This window comes from Kitasatospora sp. NPDC056327 (assembly GCF_042261735.1).
Taxonomy (GTDB): domain Bacteria; phylum Actinomycetota; class Actinomycetes; order Streptomycetales; family Streptomycetaceae; genus Kitasatospora.
In genome coordinates this window covers 1-15,907 of sequence record NZ_JBHJRC010000196.1, presented here as the reverse complement: position 1 = coordinate 15,907, position 15,907 = coordinate 1, and the positions used below count along the sequence as shown (strand labels likewise).

At 73.3% G+C, this 15,907-nt stretch carries 15 protein-coding genes; 3 read left to right on the top strand and 12 right to left on the bottom strand.

Annotated elements, in window-relative coordinates; translation table 11 throughout:
• Positions 1-59: 59 nt before the first annotated feature.
• The gene (locus ACFCX4_RS25000) at positions 60-569 is read right to left on the bottom strand and encodes an FBP domain-containing protein (RefSeq protein ID WP_376146372.1); all 510 of its coding nucleotides are present in this window, start codon (positions 567-569) and stop codon (positions 60-62) included.
• Between the two features lie 167 nt (positions 570-736).
• The gene (locus ACFCX4_RS24995; protein WP_376146369.1) at positions 737-1,624 is read right to left on the bottom strand and encodes an SAM-dependent methyltransferase; all 888 of its coding nucleotides are present in this window, start codon (positions 1,622-1,624) and stop codon (positions 737-739) included.
• A 269-nt stretch (positions 1,625-1,893) separates the two neighbouring features.
• On the opposite strand from ACFCX4_RS24995, the gene ACFCX4_RS24990 reads away from it, so the two are divergent.
• A complete protein-coding gene (locus ACFCX4_RS24990) occupies positions 1,894-2,817 on the top strand; it encodes a polysaccharide deacetylase family protein (RefSeq protein ID WP_376146366.1) in 924 nt (307 codons plus the stop codon).
• A 141-nt stretch (positions 2,818-2,958) separates the two neighbouring features.
• On the opposite strand, the gene ACFCX4_RS24985 is transcribed toward ACFCX4_RS24990, so the two are convergent.
• Positions 2,959-3,777 carry an SDR family NAD(P)-dependent oxidoreductase gene (locus ACFCX4_RS24985; RefSeq protein ID WP_376146362.1) on the bottom strand — a complete coding sequence of 273 codons (819 nt, stop codon included), beginning with the start codon at positions 3,775-3,777 and terminating at the stop codon, positions 2,959-2,961.
• A 298-nt stretch (positions 3,778-4,075) separates the two neighbouring features.
• Between ACFCX4_RS24985 and ACFCX4_RS24980 the strand changes: the two genes are divergently transcribed.
• Entirely contained in the window at positions 4,076-4,945 is an 870-nt protein-coding gene (locus ACFCX4_RS24980; protein ID WP_376146360.1) for a 3-hydroxybutyryl-CoA dehydrogenase, read from the top strand.
• A gap of 430 nt (positions 4,946-5,375) precedes the next feature.
• On the opposite strand, the gene ACFCX4_RS24975 is transcribed toward ACFCX4_RS24980, so the two are convergent.
• The 9 genes from ACFCX4_RS24975 to infC all read right to left on the bottom strand — a co-directional run bounded on the left by ACFCX4_RS24975 (position 5,376) and on the right by infC (position 14,943).
• A complete protein-coding gene (locus ACFCX4_RS24975; RefSeq protein ID WP_376146357.1) occupies positions 5,376-6,107 on the bottom strand; it encodes a hypothetical protein in 732 nt (243 codons plus the stop codon).
• A gap of 113 nt (positions 6,108-6,220) precedes the next feature.
• Positions 6,221-7,066, bottom strand: a complete 846-nt coding sequence (locus ACFCX4_RS24970) for a chitosanase (RefSeq protein ID WP_376146354.1) — start codon at positions 7,064-7,066, stop codon at positions 6,221-6,223.
• Between the two features lie 240 nt (positions 7,067-7,306).
• On the bottom strand, positions 7,307-9,808 hold the full coding sequence (gene pheT / locus ACFCX4_RS24965) for a phenylalanine--tRNA ligase subunit beta (protein WP_376146351.1): 2,502 nt from the start codon (positions 9,806-9,808) through the stop codon (positions 7,307-7,309).
• The gene (pheS, locus tag ACFCX4_RS24960) at positions 9,808-10,929 is read right to left on the bottom strand and encodes a phenylalanine--tRNA ligase subunit alpha (RefSeq protein WP_376146348.1); all 1,122 of its coding nucleotides are present in this window, start codon (positions 10,927-10,929) and stop codon (positions 9,808-9,810) included. Before pheS ends, pheT begins: the two co-directional genes overlap by 1 nt.
• A 258-nt stretch (positions 10,930-11,187) precedes the next feature.
• Positions 11,188-12,291: an ATP-binding protein gene (locus tag ACFCX4_RS24955; RefSeq protein WP_376146345.1), complete on the bottom strand. Its 1,104-nt coding sequence runs from the start codon at positions 12,289-12,291 to the stop codon at positions 11,188-11,190.
• 102 nt (positions 12,292-12,393) lie between these two features.
• A complete protein-coding gene (locus ACFCX4_RS24950; RefSeq protein ID WP_376146342.1) occupies positions 12,394-13,263 on the bottom strand; it encodes a TrmH family RNA methyltransferase in 870 nt (289 codons plus the stop codon).
• Positions 13,264-13,382: 119 nt separating this feature from the next.
• Positions 13,383-13,778 carry a 50S ribosomal protein L20 gene (rplT, locus tag ACFCX4_RS24945; RefSeq protein ID WP_030395970.1) on the bottom strand — a complete coding sequence of 132 codons (396 nt, stop codon included), beginning with the start codon at positions 13,776-13,778 and terminating at the stop codon, positions 13,383-13,385.
• Positions 13,779-13,887: 109 nt separating this feature from the next.
• On the bottom strand, positions 13,888-14,082 hold the full coding sequence (gene rpmI / locus ACFCX4_RS24940) for a 50S ribosomal protein L35 (RefSeq protein ID WP_030055648.1): 195 nt from the start codon (positions 14,080-14,082) through the stop codon (positions 13,888-13,890).
• Between the two features lie 138 nt (positions 14,083-14,220).
• Complete coding sequence (gene infC / locus ACFCX4_RS24935; protein ID WP_376146375.1) at positions 14,221-14,943, bottom strand: translation initiation factor IF-3; 723 nt, start codon at positions 14,941-14,943, stop codon at positions 14,221-14,223.
• A gap of 461 nt (positions 14,944-15,404) precedes the next feature.
• Here infC and ACFCX4_RS24930 point away from each other — a divergent pair, with 461 nt between their 5' ends.
• Positions 15,405-15,782 carry a DUF1844 domain-containing protein gene (locus tag ACFCX4_RS24930; RefSeq protein WP_376146339.1) on the top strand — a complete coding sequence of 126 codons (378 nt, stop codon included), beginning with the start codon at positions 15,405-15,407 and terminating at the stop codon, positions 15,780-15,782.
• Positions 15,783-15,907 lie beyond the last annotated feature (125 nt).

Sequence of the window (15,907 nt, the reverse complement as noted above, 5' to 3'; positions counted from 1 at the left end):
GGGCCCGTCCGGCGTCCGTGGAGCGTTTGGTGGACCGCTCCGTGGAGCGCGGGCCCCGCTCAGGCGGCCAGGGTGTCGGTGCGGACCTGGACCAGGAAGGCGTCCAGGTTGGCCACCGTGCGGGCGATCTGCTCCTCCTGCGGCAGCGACTCGTTCGGACGGGTGATCGCCGCCGACTTCCGGAGTCCGCGCACGTAGAGCGAGCAGGCGAGGTCGGCACAGATGTAGGTGCCGACGGTGTTGCCCTCCCGGCCGGCCGCACCGGCCCGGCGGGCGGTGAGCAGCGCGACGCCCGAGCCCGCGTGGGCGGTGACGCACAGCGAGCAGACGTTGGTCTTGGTCATGCTCCGCCGGAACGAGGGCACCCGCAGGGTGACGCCGACGAGTTCGCCGCGGTGCCCGGCGACCAGGTAGGCCCGGTCGGGCGCGCCCTGGTCCCGCCAGCCGAGGAAGTCGAGGTTCTCCCAGGGGAGTTCGGCCAGCCCACGGGGAAGGTTGAGCCGCCGCGCCTCGCCCTTCGAGCAGTTGACGAAGGACGCACGGATCTCGGGATCGGTCAGCGCTCGCATGCCCGGCAAGCTAGCACCGCCCCACCTGGCCCGTCGCCCGGTTTTCCGCGCGCACGCCCCGGCGCGCGGTCGCTGCGGCGGTGGGCCGCCCGGAGGGCGGGCGCACGCCGGCGCTCCGACGGCCGCCACCGCTGCCGACGGCGCCGGCAGCGGTGCGGTCCCGTGGGTCACGCGTGCTTGAAGGCGACCCCGGCGTAGGCGGAGACGTCCTGCCACCCCTCCGGGAGGTCCGTGGTGGGGACGTGGCCGGCCTCGGGGCGCCAGAGCGGCAGCTGGACGAGGCCGGGGCCGGTGAACGCGAAGTCCCCGAAGAAGGGCTCGACGGCCGCGCGCGGGCGCAGCACCAGCGGCGCGCTGGCGCTGCGGTAGACCCGGGTGCCCCCGTCGGCGCTCTCCCGGGAGGCGAAGTCGGGGCTGCCGTGGGAGAGGATCAGCGCGCTGCCGGGGGCGAGCGCGTCGCGCAGGGTGCGCACGATGCGCTCGGCGCCGTCCTCGTCGCGGATGAAGTGCAGGACGGCGACCAGCATCAGGGCGACGGGCTCGGCCAGGTCGACGGCGGCGCGCAGGCCGGGGTGTTCGAGGATCGACTCCGGTTCCCGCAGGTCCGCCTCGACGACGGAGGTGTGGCCCGCCGGGTGGCCGGCGAGCAGGGCGCGCGCGTGGGTCGCCACGATCGGGTCGTTGTCGACGTAGACGACCCGGGCGTCCGGGGCGACCCGCTGGGCGACCTCGCTGGTGGAGCCGACGGCGGGGATGCCGGTGCCGATGTCGACGAACTGCCGGATGCCCCGGCCGGCCACGAACTCGACGGCGCGGCCGAGGAACTCGCGGTTGGTGCGGGCCAGCAGCCGCAGCGCCGGGTAGGCGGCGATGGCGGCCTCGGCCGCCTTGCGGTCGGCCTCGAAGTTGTCCTTGCCGCCGAGGTAGTAGTCGTACATCCGCGCGGTGTGCGGAACCCCGGTGTCGAGTTCGGTGGGCGGCTGCCAGTCGTCGGCGCGCGCCCACTCCCAGTCGGTCCCGGTGCCGCCGCCCGCCGCTGTCCAGTCCTCGCTCATCTGCCGCCCCCTGGCTGTCCGCCGCGTCCGGTGCCGGACGCCCGCTGTCCCCTTGGCCCGCGCGGCCGGCGGACGGCCGGCGACGGCTCCCCACCACGCACGGTGCGCCGTGATCGTAGCCGACGACACGCCTTGGAAACAGCGGTAGTTCAGGTTTCCACAGCATCCGAACCATGGTGCGCGGGCCCGCCGGGGACCGGCGGCGGGTGTCCGGGCCGCCCGGATCGGGCGGTCGCCGCCGGCCGGCGCCGTCCCTATGCTGGCTGCCGATGACTGCCGACCGGCGCACCGTCCTGCGCACCACCGTCAAGCTGGCCGCCCTCACCGCCGCCGGCGGGCTGCTCACCGCCTGCGGGGACCCCGGCCGCCGCCGGGCCGACCCGGGGGCGTTCGCGGTGCGTCCGGGCCCGGTGGACCCGTCGGGCACCGTGGATCCGGCCTGGGCGGCCGGCGAGGGACCGGCCTCGCCCGTGCCCTCCGCCGCAGCCGCGGCCGCCGCCGACGGGCCCTCGCCCGCCGGCGCCTCGCCCGCCGGGCCGGCCGCCCCCACCGCGCCGCCCGCCCCACCGGTGCTGCCCGCGCTGGCGCCCGGCACCCCGGTCGAGGTCGCGTACGGGCCGCGCACCGGCCGCAACGTCGCCCTGACCTTCCACGGCAGCGGCGACCCGGCGCTCGCCACCGCCCTGCTGGAGACCGCCGAACGGCGCGGCGTCGGCCTGACCGTGCTGGCCGTCGGCAGCTGGCTCGACCAGCAGCCGCAGATGGCGCGGCGGATCCTGGACGGCGGCCACGAGCTGGGCAACCACACCCAGAACCACGGGAGCATCTCCACGATGGCACCGGACCGGGCCCGCGAGGAGATCGCCCAGTGCGCGGAACGGCTGCTCCGGCTCACCGGCTCGATCGGCCGCTGGTTCCGGCCCTCGGCCGCCCAGTACGCGACGCCGATGGTGCGGGAGCAGGCCAGGGCGGTCGGCTACGAGCACGTGCTCTCCTTCGACGTGGACCCGCGCGACTACGCCGACCCGAGCGCGGCCGAACTCCGGCGCCGGGTGCTCGGCTCGGTGCGCGGCGGCTCGGTGGTCGCCCTCCACCTGGGCCACCGCTGCACCGTGGAGGCGCTGCCCGGCATCCTGGACGGCCTGGCCGGGGCCGGTCTCACCCCGGTGACCGCCAGCCGCCTCTGCGCCTGACCCCGCCCGGAACGGGCCGGCTCCCCGTCGGCCCGGCCCGCTCCCCCAGGGGTCGCTCCCCCTCGGAGGGCGCCCGGCGGGCCCGCGCGCCGGCCGACAGCCTCGCGCGCTCCGTCCCCCGCGCGCTCCGCCCCGTGCCGGTCAGCCCATGGGGTCGTCGGGCCCGTACGCGCGCAGCCGCAGCGTGCGGGCGTCCGCCGCGCGGATCTCCTCCGCCCGCCGGAGCAGCTCCTCCAGGTCGTCCCGCGCGGCGTGGACGAAGCGCCCGTGCAGCGCGTCGAGGCGTCCGCGGGCGACGTCCACGGTGACGGCGACCATGCGGGGGACGGAGGCCCAGTCGGCGTTGTCCCGGAACACCGGCATCCCGGCGGTCATGTCGGTGGCGACCGCGCCGGGGCTGATGTCGAGGATCACCACGTGGTGCTCGGCCAGCGAGTCGGCGAGGTTGTCGGAGAGCCGCAGCAGCGCGCCCTTGGAGGTGGCGTACGCGCTGTAGCGGCCGTCGGGGCGCAGCGCGAAGCCGGAGTTGAGGTTGACGACGCGGCCCCGGCCGCGCTCGACCATGCCGGGCAGGACGCAGCGCAGCAGGTTGTAGGGGCCGCGCAGGTTGACCTCGACGACCTGCCACCACTGGTTGACGTCGGTCTCCCAGAGCGGGACCTCGGCGCGGTCGACCTGCCCGGCGTTGTTGACGAGCAGGTCGACCGCGCCGAGGTCGCGTTCGACGACGCGCACGGCCTCGCGCACGGAGCCGGGGCGGGTGACGTCCGCGGTGACGGCGACGCCGCGCGCGCCGTGCCGCACGCATTCCTTGAGGGTGTCGGTGAGGGTCTCGTGGGTGCGTCCGACCAGGCCGACGCCCATCCCCTCGGCGGCGAGGCCGATGGCGATCTCCCGGCCGATGCCGCGCCCGGCGCCGGTGACCAGGGCGACCTGTCCCGTGAGCGATCCCGTCGGCATGCCCGTGCTCCCTTCCGTCCGTTCCCGTCCACCCGCTGTCCGGCCCGCATTCTGTCGCCCGGCGGGCGGGCGCGGCAGCGGAACGAAGGTGCGACGCGGACGGGCCCACCCGTTCGGCGCAGGGGCGCGAACGCGGGGCCGGCTCCGGGGAGGGGATGACCTACTGGCCGGTAGGGAGTAGTAACGTCGTCGGGACGGTGCACCGGTCCGCACATACCGGTGTCCCCGAACCGCCGAACAGCAGCTTGCTGGGCCACCTGTCGCTGGGCGACCCCCAGCACCACCGAAGGGCAACTGAGTGAGTGACATCGCGCGCGTCGGAGTGATCGGCTGCGGTCTGATGGGGTCGGGCATCGCGGAGGTGTTCGCCCGGGCGGGGCTGGACGTCCTGGTCGCCGAGGCCGGCGGGGAGGCGCTGGAGTTCGGGCGCGCCCGGCTGACGAACTCGCTGGAGACGGCCGTCAAGCGCGGCAAGCTGACGGAGGAGCAGAAGGACGAGGCACTGTCCCGGCTGGCCTTCACGGTCGACCTGGCGGACTTCGCGGACCGTGACCTGGTGGTCGAGGCGGTCGCCGAGCGCGAGGACGTCAAGGTCCGGATCTTCGAGACGCTGGACCGGGTGGTCGCGCGCCGGGACGCGATCCTCGCCTCGAACACCTCCTCGATCCCGATCGTGAAGCTGGCCGCCGCCACCTCCCGCCCGGAGCAGGTGATCGGCCTGCACTTCTTCAACCCGGCGCCGGTGCAGAAGCTGGTCGAGGTGATCCCCACCCTGACCACCTCGGCGGCCACCACCGACCGGGTGGAGGCGTTCGCGACCGAGGTGCTGCGCAAGGCCCCGATCCGCGCCCGCGACCGGGCCGGCTTCGTGGTGAACGCGCTGCTGGTGCCGTACCTGCTGTCGGCGGTGCGGATGTTCGAGACGGGGGTGGCGACCGCCTCCGACATCGACAAGGGCATGGAGGCCGGCTGCGCCCACCCGATGGGCCCGCTGCGGCTGTGCGACCTGATCGGCCTGGACACCATCGTCTCCATCGCCGAGTCGATGTACGACGAGTACAAGGAGCCGCTGTACGCCGCTCCCCCGCTGCTGTCGCGGATGGTCGACGCGGGCCTGCTGGGCCGCAAGTCCGGCCGCGGCTTCTACGACTACACCGCGACCGCCTGACGGCCGCACCGGCCCGGCCGTGCGCGTGACGGCCGCGGCGGGCACGTGACGGGGCCCGGGAGCGGTATCCAGCTCCCGGGCCCCTGGTGTGCCACCCAATTGTTCTGCACCGGCACGTTTAAGGGTGTGAGTCAGGTTCACAGCGTTGCTCTGCCGTTGAAGCTACCGCGCCACGGAGAGGCGCAGACGGGAGTCGAACCCGCAACCCACGCTGTAGCGCACACCCGGTCGATCCGGCGCTCGGCGGCGAATGCTGAGACTTGAGCGAGAGTCTGAGTCTTACGGGGCGCCTCTGCCCTTGGGCTACTCCGGCAGGCGGTGCCGGAGGAGGGATTCGAACCCCCACTCGTTCCCCGGTGTTCAGCTTCAACCTCAGTGTCAGCTTGCGCTTGTCGCGCCACCCCCGGTCTCACCCGGGGGGATCATGGGGCTACCCGAACAGGTAGCCGAACACCGCGTCGCCGACCCGGCGGTCGTCGACCTCGGTCCCGTTGGCCTCCTCGCGGGCGAACTGGACGGCCTGCTGGAGCTTCTCGACCCGCTCCAGCAGCTCGTTGACCCGCCGCGCCGGGAGCGCGCCGGAGAACTTCACCGTCGTCCAGTAGCCGATCGCGACGTCCTCGTAGTAGACCTCGACCTGGGCCGGGTGCTTCTCGGTCGCCTCGGCCTTGACGTGGTTGCGCGGCACCTTCCTGGTCCGGATGGTGCGCACCGCCTCGGTCTTCCAGGAGTCCGTGGACGGGTCGTGGTTCCACGACTCGGCGGCGTCCAGGACGGGAAGCTTGCGCACGAAGGTCCGCAGGTCCGTGAGCTGCTTCTCCAGGAAGAGCAGGTAGGTGACCGGCGCGCCGGTGACGAGGGTGCGGCCGTCGACCACCACGTCGGCGCGGGCCTCGGTGTTGGCCCAGTCCTTGGTCGCGGTGACGTCGAACAGCCGGGTCAGGGTGGTGGCCGTGGCCCGGAGCACGTCCTCGGCCTTGATCTGGACCCGGGTGGACTCGGGGGGAAGCTGCTCGCCCTCCTCGTCCTTGGGCTGGTACGTCCGGGAGATGCCGGCCAGCAACGGGGGCTTCTGCAGGTCCTGGTGGGACTGCGTGAGCTCCTGGAAGGACTTCGACTTGACGCCCTTTTCGACGGCGATGATCTGGTTCAGCTTGGCCACAGCGGGGACGCTACCAGCGCACGCGTTCGAGCGTCATCCGATTAAGCGCCGGCGGCGGGAGGCCCCGGGGTGCACCGGGCTCCTCCCGCCCGTGGCAAAGACGTGACGGCGGGTCAGCTGTTGATGACGTAGCTGTCGCCGTAGACCTTCCACTTCAGCGGCGGGTTGAGGTCGAAGTTCTTGGCGTTGAGGAAGACCAGCTGCTCGGTGTCGACCCGGCTGGTGTCGGAGTGCGCGTCCTCCTTCTTCATGACGACCTTGCGGGCCTCCAGGAAGGCCTTGAGGTAGGTGGCCTCGTCGCCGCCCTGGGCGGGGGACTTGGCCTTCTTCAGGGCGGCCGCGCGGATGCCGCCGAAGCTGTCGGTGCTGGTGCCGGGGCCGTGCATGACGATGGCGTCGTAGTAGGCGAACTGGCCGAGCGCGCGCAGGCCGTCGGCCTTGGCCTGCTTCACGGACGGGTTGAAGTAGACCCGGTCGCGCTCCTCGTTCTGGGCCTGCTGGAAGACGGCGTCCTTGGCCGCGGTGGCCCAGTCGCGCTCGAACGCGGAGCCGAGGCCGCTGTGCGAGTCGGTGCCGTTGACCTTGCGCAGCGCCGGGAGGTACTTGGCGAGGACGTTGCCCGGCTTGAGGTCGGTGTAGTGCTCGACGAGTTCGAGCATGTCGCCGGTGCCGGAGCAGAAACCGATGATGCCGGCGGTGTAGCCGCGGCCGTCGTTGATGTCCTCGATGTACTTGTACTGGGCCTTCCAGTCGAGCGAGGAGTTCTCGGCACTGGACACCAGCTGCATGGCGATGTCCTTCTTGTGCGGGTCGTCCAGACCGACCGCGGCGAGCCGGACGGTGCCGGCGGCGGGCGCGGCCTGGACGGCGCCGGCGGCCGCGACCGTGGCCGGGGCGGCGACCAGCAGTGCGGCGAGGGCGAGGCGGACGGTGCGGGCGGTGCGGTGCTGGGTGCGCATCTGACGCTCCGTTTCCCTGGCCCGGCATGGGGGTGACCGGGCCTGCGAGAGAGTTAGGAAAGTTTCCTAACTTGATTGAAGCGTTCACGCCCGCCGCGGCGCAAGGGGATCGGCGGCAAAGACGCGCGAAAGGCCCCGCCCGGATAAACCCGGGCGGGGCCTCTCGGCGGCGCGTCGCAGAACAGCGGGCGCGCGCCGGGCGCCGCACGCCCCCTCAGGGGCACGGCACCCCGGGGTGCGTCAGGCGCCGCGCAGCACCGCACCGGTGCGGGCGACGGCCTCGGCGACGGCCGCCTCGCGGGCGGCGCTCGCCTCGTCGGCGGTCAGCGTCCGGTCCGCGGCGCGGAACCGCAGCGCGTACGCCAGCGACTTCCGTCCCTCGCCGACCTGCTCGCCGGTGAAGACGTCGAACAGCCGGATGTCCTCCAGCAGTTCACCGGCCCCGGCCCGCAGCGCGGCCTCCACGTCGGCCGCCTGCACGGCGGTGGCGACGATCAGCGCGACGTCCTGGGTGGCCACCGGGAAGCCGGAGACCGCCGGGCCGTCGACCCGGGCGGCACCGTCGGCCGTCAGCAGATCCAGGTCCAGCTCCATCGCGCCGGTGCGCTCCGGCAGGCCCATCGCCTTGACGACGCGCGGGTGCAGCTCACCGGCGTGGCCGACCACGCGGTCGGTGCCGGCCACCACCAGCTCGGCGCAGCGGCCCGGGTGCCAGGGCAGCACCCGGCCCTGGCGCACCGTCAGCTCGACGCCGGCGGCGCGGGCCACCGTACGGGCGGCCTCGACGGCGTCGGCCCAGAGCGCCGGCGCGCCCTTGCCCCACCAGCCGGACGGCAGCCGCTCGCCGGCCAGCGCGACGGCGACCCGGCGCGGCTGGTGCGGCAGCGCCGCGTCCAGTGCGGCCAGCTCCTCGTCGCTGGGCCGGTGGTCGACGGACGGGCGCGGGGCGACCGACAGCTCGTCCTTCGGCAGGAACACCGTGCCCGTCTCGAAGACCGCCAGATCGGTGTTGCCGCGGCCGACGTTGCGGCGCAGCGCCCCGAGCAGGCCCGGCAGCAGCGTGGTGCGCAGCCCCGGCTCCTCGTCGTTGAGCGGGTTGACCAGCGTGACGGTCCGGCGGCGGCGGTCGTCCGCCTCCAGGCCGAGCGCGTCGAAGGCCGCCGTACCGACGAAGGGGTAGTTGTTGACCTCGACGTAGCCGGCGGCGGCCAGCGCCACGCCGACCCGGCGGTGGATGCGCTGGGCCTCGGTCAGGCCCTTGCCCGGCGGGACGGTGGGCATCCGGGCGGGGACGTTGTCGTAGCCCTCCAGCCGGATGACCTCCTCGGCGAGGTCGTACGGGTCCGTGAGGTCGGGGCGCCAGGTCGGCGGGGTGACCTCCAGGACGTCGGCGCCGGAGACCGAGCAGCCGATCTCCTGCAGGCGCCGGGTGACGGTCTCGCGGCCGTAGCCGGTGCCGGCGACCCGGTCGGGCAGGTCGGCGGCGATGGTGATGGTGCGCACCGGGTGCGGGGCGGCGATGTCGGTGACACCGGCCTCGGCGGTGCCGCCGGCGATCAGCACCAGCAGGTCGACGGCGCGCTGCGCGGCGGCGCGGGCGGCCTCCGGGTCGACGCCGCGCTCGAAGCGCTTGGACGCCTCGGAGGGCAGCTTGTGCCGCTTGGCGCCGCGGGCGATGGCGACCGGGTCGAAGTGCGCCGCCTCGATGATCACCTCGGTGGTGCCCGGGCCGGCGGCCGGGTCGAGGATCTCGGTGGAGGCGCCGCCCATGACGCCGGCCAGGCCGATCGGGCCGCTGTTGTCGCAGATCAGCAGGTCCTCGGCGGACAGCGTGCGCTTGACGCCGTCGAGGGTGGTGAGGGTCTCGCCCTGCTCGGCCCGGCGGACCACGATGGGGCCGTCGACGCGCTGCTTGTCGTAGGCGTGCAGCGGCTGGCCGACCTCCAGCATCACGTAGTTGGTGATGTCGACGGCGAGCGAGATCGGGCGGACGCCCGCCTTCTGCAGCCGGCGCTGGAGCCAGATCGGGGACTTCGCGGCCGGGTCGATGCCGACCACGGTGCGGGCCACGAAGCGGTCGCAGCCGGCCGGGTCGTTGACCTTCACCAGGTAGCCGAAGGAGTTGGCCGGCGGCACGTCGAGCAGCGCCGGGTCGGCCAGCGGCAGCCCGTAGGCGGCGGCGGCCTCGCGGGCGACGCCGCGCAGCGACAGGCAGTAGCCGCGGTCCGGGGTGACGGCGATGTCGAGCACCTCGTCGACGAGCTGGAGCAGCTCGACGGCGTCGGTGCCGGGCTCGTACTCCGGCGGGAGCACGATGATGCCGTCGTGGTCGTCGCCCATGCCGAGCTCGCGGGCGGAGCAGATCATGCCGGCCGAGGTGTGGCCGTAGGTCTTGCGCGCGGCGATCGGGAAGGGGCCGGGCAGCACGGCGCCGGGGAGCACCACGACGACCTTGTCGCCGACGGCGAAGTTGCTCGCGCCGCAGACGATCTCCTGCGGCTCGCCGGTGCCGTTGGCCTCGCCGACGTTGACCCAGCAGTGCCGGATCGGCTTCTTGAAGCCGGTCAGCTCCTCGATGGAGAGCACCTCGCCGACCACCAGCGGGCCCTTGAGGTCGCCGCCGAGCTGCTCGACGGTCTCGACCTCCAGGCCGGCGCGGACCAGACGCTCGGCCACGTCGCGGCCGGTCTCGCCGGCCGGCAGGTCGACGTACTCGCGCAGCCAGGAAAGCGGGACGCGCATCAGATCTCCATCCCGAACGGGAGGGTGAAGCGCACGTCACCCTCGACCATGTCGCGCATGTCGGCGACGTTGTGACGGTTCATCAGGATCCGCTCCAGGCCCAGGCCGAAGGCGAACCCGCTGTAGCGGTTGGGGTCCACGCCGCAGGCGACCAGCACCCGCGGGTTGACGACGCCGCAGCCGCCGAGCTCGATCCAGCCCTCGGAGCCGCAGGTGCGGCAGGGCCGGTCCGGGTTGCCGACCGACGCGCCGCGGCACACGAAGCACTGCAGGTCGATCTCGGCGCTCGGCTCGGTGAACGGGAAGTAGGAGGGCCGCCAGCGCAGCTCCAGGCCGTCCCCGATGAGCGTGGAGACCAGCTGCTCGATGGTGCCCTTGAGGTCGGCGAAGGTGATGCCCTCGTCCACGGCCAGGCCCTCGACCTGCCGGAAGACCGGGGTGTGGGTGGCGTCCAGCTCGTCGGTGCGGTACACCCGGCCGGGGCAGACCACGTAGACCGGGGGCTCGCGGTCGAGCAGGGTGCGGGCCTGGACCGGGGAGGTCTGGGTGCGCAGCACCACGCCGGAGTCGGCGGAGCCGTCCGGGGCCTGCACGAAGAAGGTGTCCTGCATGGAGCGGGCCGGGTGGTCCGGGCCCAGGTTGAGGGCGTCGAAGTTGAGCCACTCGGCCTCGACCTCGGGGCCCTCGGCGACCTGGTAGCCCATCGCGACGAAGGTGTCCTCGATGCGCTCGGCCAGCGTGGTCAGCGGGTGGCGGGCGCCGCGCGGGGCACGGTCGTAGGGGAGGGTGACGTCCACCGCCTCCTCGACCAGCACGCGCGCGTCGCGCTCGGCCTCCAGTTCGGCCTGCCGCCTGGCGAGCGCCTGGTTGACGGCGCCCCTGGCCTGGCCGATCAGCTTGCCGGCAGCGGCCTTGGCGTGCGGGGGCAGGGCGCCGATCTCGCGGTTGGCGAGGGACAGGGCCGAGCGGTCGCCGGTGTGGGCGACCTTGGCCTGCTTCAGCTCGTCGAGGCTGGTGGCGGCGGCGAACGCGGCGACGGCCTCGTCCCGGGCCGCCTCCACCACCTCGGGCTTGAGGGCCTCGACCTCGACCGGGTCGTACGACTTGTTGGGTGCCGACATCTCTATCTTCCCGTGCTCCTGCTCGTCCGTGCTCAGGTAAGGGGGCTCCTGCGCCCTCCGGGCCCGCCGACGGGCAGGAGGGGACCTTCGCGTCACGCCCGGCGTGGCCGGGGCACGGGCAGCCGCTCTCCGGTCGGGGGAGGTGGGATGTCCGCGGCACGGCCGCGCAGGGCGTTCCACAACGCCGAAGGCCGAGTGTAGTCGCAGCGTGTGGCGGGGCTGCCGTCAAGCCCGTCCGGTGGACCGCCCTCAGGCTTCCTACAGCATGAAGTCGGGGATCCCGGCGGGCAGGATAAATCGGAACCGGGCGCCGCCGCCGGGTGCGCGGTCGACGCGGATCGAGCCGCCGTGGGCCTCCACGATGCCCTTGACGATGTAGAGGCCGAGCCCGGTGCCGCCGCGCTTGGAGCCGCGCCAGAAGCGGGTGAAGACGCGCGGCACCGCCTCCTCGGGGATGCCGCCGCCTTCGTCGCTCACGGTGACCGCTGTGCCTTCCACGATGCGGGGCGGGGTGCCGGGGCGCTCCCAGACGGGAGCCTCGACGACCTCCTTGGCCGGTGCCACCTCGATGGTGACAGTTCCCTCGCCGTGCCGCACGGCATTTTCCAGCAGGTTGGCGAGCACCTGGTCGACCTTGTCCGGGTCGGCCCACAGCACGGTGAGCGGCTCGCTGACCCGGATGTCGAAGCGGTCCTCGGCGATGCCGGTGGCGACCTTGCGCTCGACGTGCCGGCGCACCGCCGCGGCCAGGTCGACGACCTGCTTGCGCAGCTCCAGCCGGCCCGCGTCGATCCGGGAGATGTCCAGCAGCTCGGCGATCAGCCGGGTGACCCGGTCGGCGTCGGCGTCCACGGTCTCCAGCATCAGCCGCTTCTGCCCGTCGGTGAACCGCTCCCACTTGGCGAGCAGGGTCGCGGTGAAGCCCTTGACACTGGTGAGCGGCGAGCGCAGCTCGTGGGCGACGGTGGCGATCAGTTCGGCGTGGCTGCGCTCGGTGCGGCGGCGCGCCTCGGTGCCGCGCAGGGCGATCACCAGCCGCTCGACCGGGCCCCGGGGGCGGCTGCGCACGTAGCGGGCGGAGACCAGCACCTCGCGTCCGCCGGGCAGCAGCAGGTTGCGCTCCGGCTGGCTGGTGCGGACGGCCAGGCCGCCGTAGGGGTCGGTCAGCTGCCACCAGCGGCGGCCGTCGAGGTCCTCCAGCGGCAGGACGTCCGCCAGCTCGCTGCCGAGCGCGGCCTCCGGGGCGACGCCGGTCAGCCGGGCGGCGGCCCGGTTGAAGCAGACCACCCGGCCCAGGGCGTCGGCGACCACCAGGCCGTCCGGCAGGTCGTCCGGGTCGAACTCTGGCCCGCTGCCGACCATGGGTGTCCTCCCCGATTACCCACCGTGTCTTTCCCCCCACCGAGGCAGACCCTAGCGCCTCACAGCCTCGGGTAATAGGGCCCACGGCGAGTTGCCGCGAGGCTACTGTCCTGCGGCGCGGCACCCGCCGGGCGAGCGCTGGGCGCGCGCCGAGGCGTAGAGGCAGACCGCGGCGGCGGTGGCCAGGTTGAGGCTCTCGGCGTGCCCGTGGATCGGCACGCGCACGACCTCGTCGGTGAGCGCGCGGGTCTCCTCCGGGAGCCCCCACGCCTCGTTCCCGAACACCCATGCGCCCGGCGCGCCCAGGGTGCCCTCGTCGAGCTCCCGGTCGAGGTCGCGCTCGCCCGCGCCGTCGGCGGCGAGGACCCGCACCCCGGCCTCGCGCAGCCGGCCGATCGCCTCCTCGACCGGCACGCCGACGGCGACCGGGAGGTGGAACAGGCTGCCGACGGAGGCCCGGACGGCCTTCGGGTTGTAGAGGTCGACGGAGGCGTCGGTGAGCACCACGGCGTCCGCGCCGGCCGCGTCGGCGGTGCGCAGCACGGTGCCCGCGTTGCCGGGGTCGCGGACGTGGGCGAGCACCGCGACCAGCTTCGGGCGGGCGGCCAGGACGTCGGCGAAGGGGGTGTCGATGAAGCGGCAGAGCGCGACGATGCCCTGCGGGGTCACGGTGTCGCAGATCCCGGCGACGACCTCGTCGGTCGCGGTGAGCACCGGCAGCCCCTCGGCGAGGGCCGCCCCGACGATCCCGGCGTGCCGCTCGGCGGCCTCGGCGGTGGCGTACACCTCGACGACGGCGTGCTCGCCCGAACCCGGCAGCCGCCCGAACGCGATGGCCTCGCGCACGGCCTGCGGGCCCTCGGCGAGGAAGCGGCGTTCCTTGCCCCGCTGGTTCCGCTTGGCGAGCCGCCGGGCGGCGATCACGCGGGGCGAGCGCAGGGAGGTCAGCAGGGGGGTGTCGGTGCTCGGCATGGTCTCGTCTCTGTACGACCGCGACAGCGGGGTGGTGCGAAAACCGGGGTAACGCAAAACCGGACCCGCAGGATCGAGCCTGCGGGTCCGGTCGGCTGAGTTCAACCGATCCAGCTGGATCAGGCGGCGTCGGCGGCGGCCTTCGGGGCGTTCACGTCGGCCGGCAGCGCCTTCTGGGCCACCTCGACCAGGGCGGCGAAGGCACCCGGGTCGTTGACGGCCAGGTCGGCCAGCATCTTGCGGTCGATCTCGACGCTGGCGGCCTTCAGGCCCTGCACGAAGCGGTTGTAGGTGATGCCGTTGGCACGGGCCGCAGCGTTGATGCGCTGGATCCACAGCTGACGGAAGTCGCCCTTGCGCTTCTTGCGGTCGTTGAAGTTGTAGACCAGCGAGTGGGTGACCTGCTCCTTGGCCTTGCGGTACAGGCGCGAGCGCTGGCCGCGGTAGCCGCTGGCGCGCTCCAGGATGACCCGGCGCTTCTTGTGGGCGTTGACTGCCCGCTTGACGCGTGCCACTTGATTACTCCTTGAGTTGGACCACGGACTACTTCACGCGGTCCGTCATTCGAATGGGTCGGGAAGGATCAGCTGCCCCGCACGCGGCTCGCGCCGGGCGGGAGGGCGATCACTTGCCGAGAAGCTTCTTGATCTTCTTGGCGTCGGCGGGGGCCAGCTCGACCGTCCCGGCCAGCTTGCGGGTCAGCGTCGAGGGCTTGTGCTCCAGGAGGTGGCGGCGGCCGGCGCGCTCGCGCAGAACCTTGCCAGAGCCACTGATCTTGAAGCGCTTGCTGGCGCCACTGTGCGTCTTCTGCTTCGGCATTTCGCCGTATCTCCTCGTCGGTCCGTCCACGCCCGCGCGGTGTGCGCCGCGCGGGCGTGAAGGATGGATCTGCGGTGACCGGGCGGGGCGCCCCGTCACCCTGGTGGCCGGTCTCCCGGGCCGTCCCGACCGGGTGGGTCAGGCGCCCTGGGAGGCCTCGGCCGGCTGCTCGACCGGAGCGGCGGCCTCGGGGGCCTCCGTCTCGTCGGCGGCGTCCTGGACCTCGGCGAGCTCGGCGGGCTCGGCTGCGTCGTCGGCCTCCACGCCGGCGTCGGGGCCGGTGGTCCGGCCCTGGCGCTCGGCCTTGCGGGCGTCCGCGGCGGCACGGGCCTCGGCCATCGCCTCGGTCTTCTTCTTGTGCGGGCCGAGAACCATGATCATGTTTCGGCCGTCCTGCTTCGGCGAGGACTCGACGAAGCCCAGGTCCTGGACGTCGTCGGCGAGCCGCTGGAGCAGACGGAAGCCCAGCTCGGGGCGGGACTGCTCACGACCGCGGAACATGATCGTGATCTTGACCTTGTCGCCCTGCTTGAGGAACCGGACGACGTGACCCTTCTTGGTGTCATAGTCGTGCGGGTCGATCTTCGGCCGGAGCTTCATCTCCTTGATGACCGTGTGCGCCTGGTTCTTGCGCGCCTCACGGGCCTTCATGGCCGACTCGTACTTGAACTTGCCGTAGTCCATGAGCTTGCACACCGGCGGCCGGGCGGTCGCCGCGACCTCGACCAGGTCGAGGTCGTACTCCTGCGCGAGCTCCAGCGCCTTGGCAAGCGGCACGATGCCGACCTGCTCGCCGCTGGGACCGACGAGTCGCACCTCGGGGACGCGAATCCGGTCGTTGATGCGGGGCTCGGTGCTGATGGGGCCTCCTCGGTTGCACCTTCTGCGATGCGGCCGTCGGACGGCGGACGCACGTAGTGGACTGGACCACTGGGCGGGGCTTCATTCGTGCTGCGCTGTACCCGGCTCCGTTCGGCCGTTCACACCGCGACACGAAAAAAGCCCCGCTCGGTACAAGCGGGGCTCCACACAACCGGGGGCCGCACCCGGTGAGGGGTGCCGCGGCGACCGTCGGCGCACTGGGCGCCCGTCGCGGACCGGGACCCGTCGACCGTGAGGCCGATCGGGTGGGAGACTTTCGCGGTTGCCCTCTCGGGCCTCCTGGGTGGAGCCTCCACTTGCTGGCCGGACCTCCGTGAGGACGTCTGGCCGGTCAGTCTCGAAGCATACAGCGCCGGGGGATCGAACGCCATTCCGTCCCTTCGTGTCCCGGCTTGTACGCTCCCTCTGTAAGGACACCGGCACGACGGAACGAGCCCCCCTTGAGCAGCGAGCCCACCCAGAACCCCGCCGCGGACGACGAGGCGATCGGCTTCGACGACCTCACCCGGGACATCGCCGAGGTCCCGGCCGTCGAGGTGATCACCACCGTCGCGGTGCACCTGATGAGCGCCGCCGCCGTCAAGTGCGGCCTCGCCGAGGGCGGCGAGAAGGACAAGGACCTCGACGAGGCCCGCAAGCTCATCACCGCGCTGGCCGGGCTGGTCACCGCCGGCGCCCCGGAGATCAGCAACTTCCACGCCGCGCCGCTGCGCGACGGCCTGCGCTCGCTGCAGCTGGCCTTCCGCGAGGCCTCGGTCGTCCCGGACGCCCCGGGCGCCGGCCCGGGCGAGAAGTTCACCGGCCCGGTCTACGCCTGAGACCGCCGCCCGACGGGGCCGGGCCCCGGGGCGGGGGGGCGGGGGGCGGGGGGGTTTAGAAAAAAGAAGCGGGCGCCGGAAGAATTTTTGTTTTTATAGGTGGGGGGCGGGGGGATAAAAAAGGG

Coding starts and splice junctions, on each gene's coding strand:
- ACFCX4_RS25000 (WP_376146372.1), bottom strand. CDS start 569: ATGCGAGCGCTGACCGATCCCGAGATCCGTGCGTCCTTCGTCAACTGC.
- ACFCX4_RS24995 (WP_376146369.1), bottom strand. CDS start 1,624: ATGAGCGAGGACTGGACAGCGGCGGGCGGCGGCACCGGGACCGACTGG.
- ACFCX4_RS24990 (WP_376146366.1), top strand. CDS start 1,894: ATGACTGCCGACCGGCGCACCGTCCTGCGCACCACCGTCAAGCTGGCC.
- ACFCX4_RS24985 (WP_376146362.1), bottom strand. CDS start 3,777: ATGCCGACGGGATCGCTCACGGGACAGGTCGCCCTGGTCACCGGCGCC.
- ACFCX4_RS24970 (WP_376146354.1), bottom strand. CDS start 7,066: ATGCGCACCCAGCACCGCACCGCCCGCACCGTCCGCCTCGCCCTCGCC.
- pheT (WP_376146351.1), bottom strand. CDS start 9,808: ATGCGCGTCCCGCTTTCCTGGCTGCGCGAGTACGTCGACCTGCCGGCC.
- pheS (WP_376146348.1), bottom strand. CDS start 10,929: ATGTCGGCACCCAACAAGTCGTACGACCCGGTCGAGGTCGAGGCCCTC.
- ACFCX4_RS24955 (WP_376146345.1), bottom strand. CDS start 12,291: ATGGTCGGCAGCGGGCCAGAGTTCGACCCGGACGACCTGCCGGACGGC.
- ACFCX4_RS24950 (WP_376146342.1), bottom strand. CDS start 13,263: ATGCCGAGCACCGACACCCCCCTGCTGACCTCCCTGCGCTCGCCCCGC.
- rpmI (WP_030055648.1), bottom strand. CDS start 14,082: ATGCCGAAGCAGAAGACGCACAGTGGCGCCAGCAAGCGCTTCAAGATC.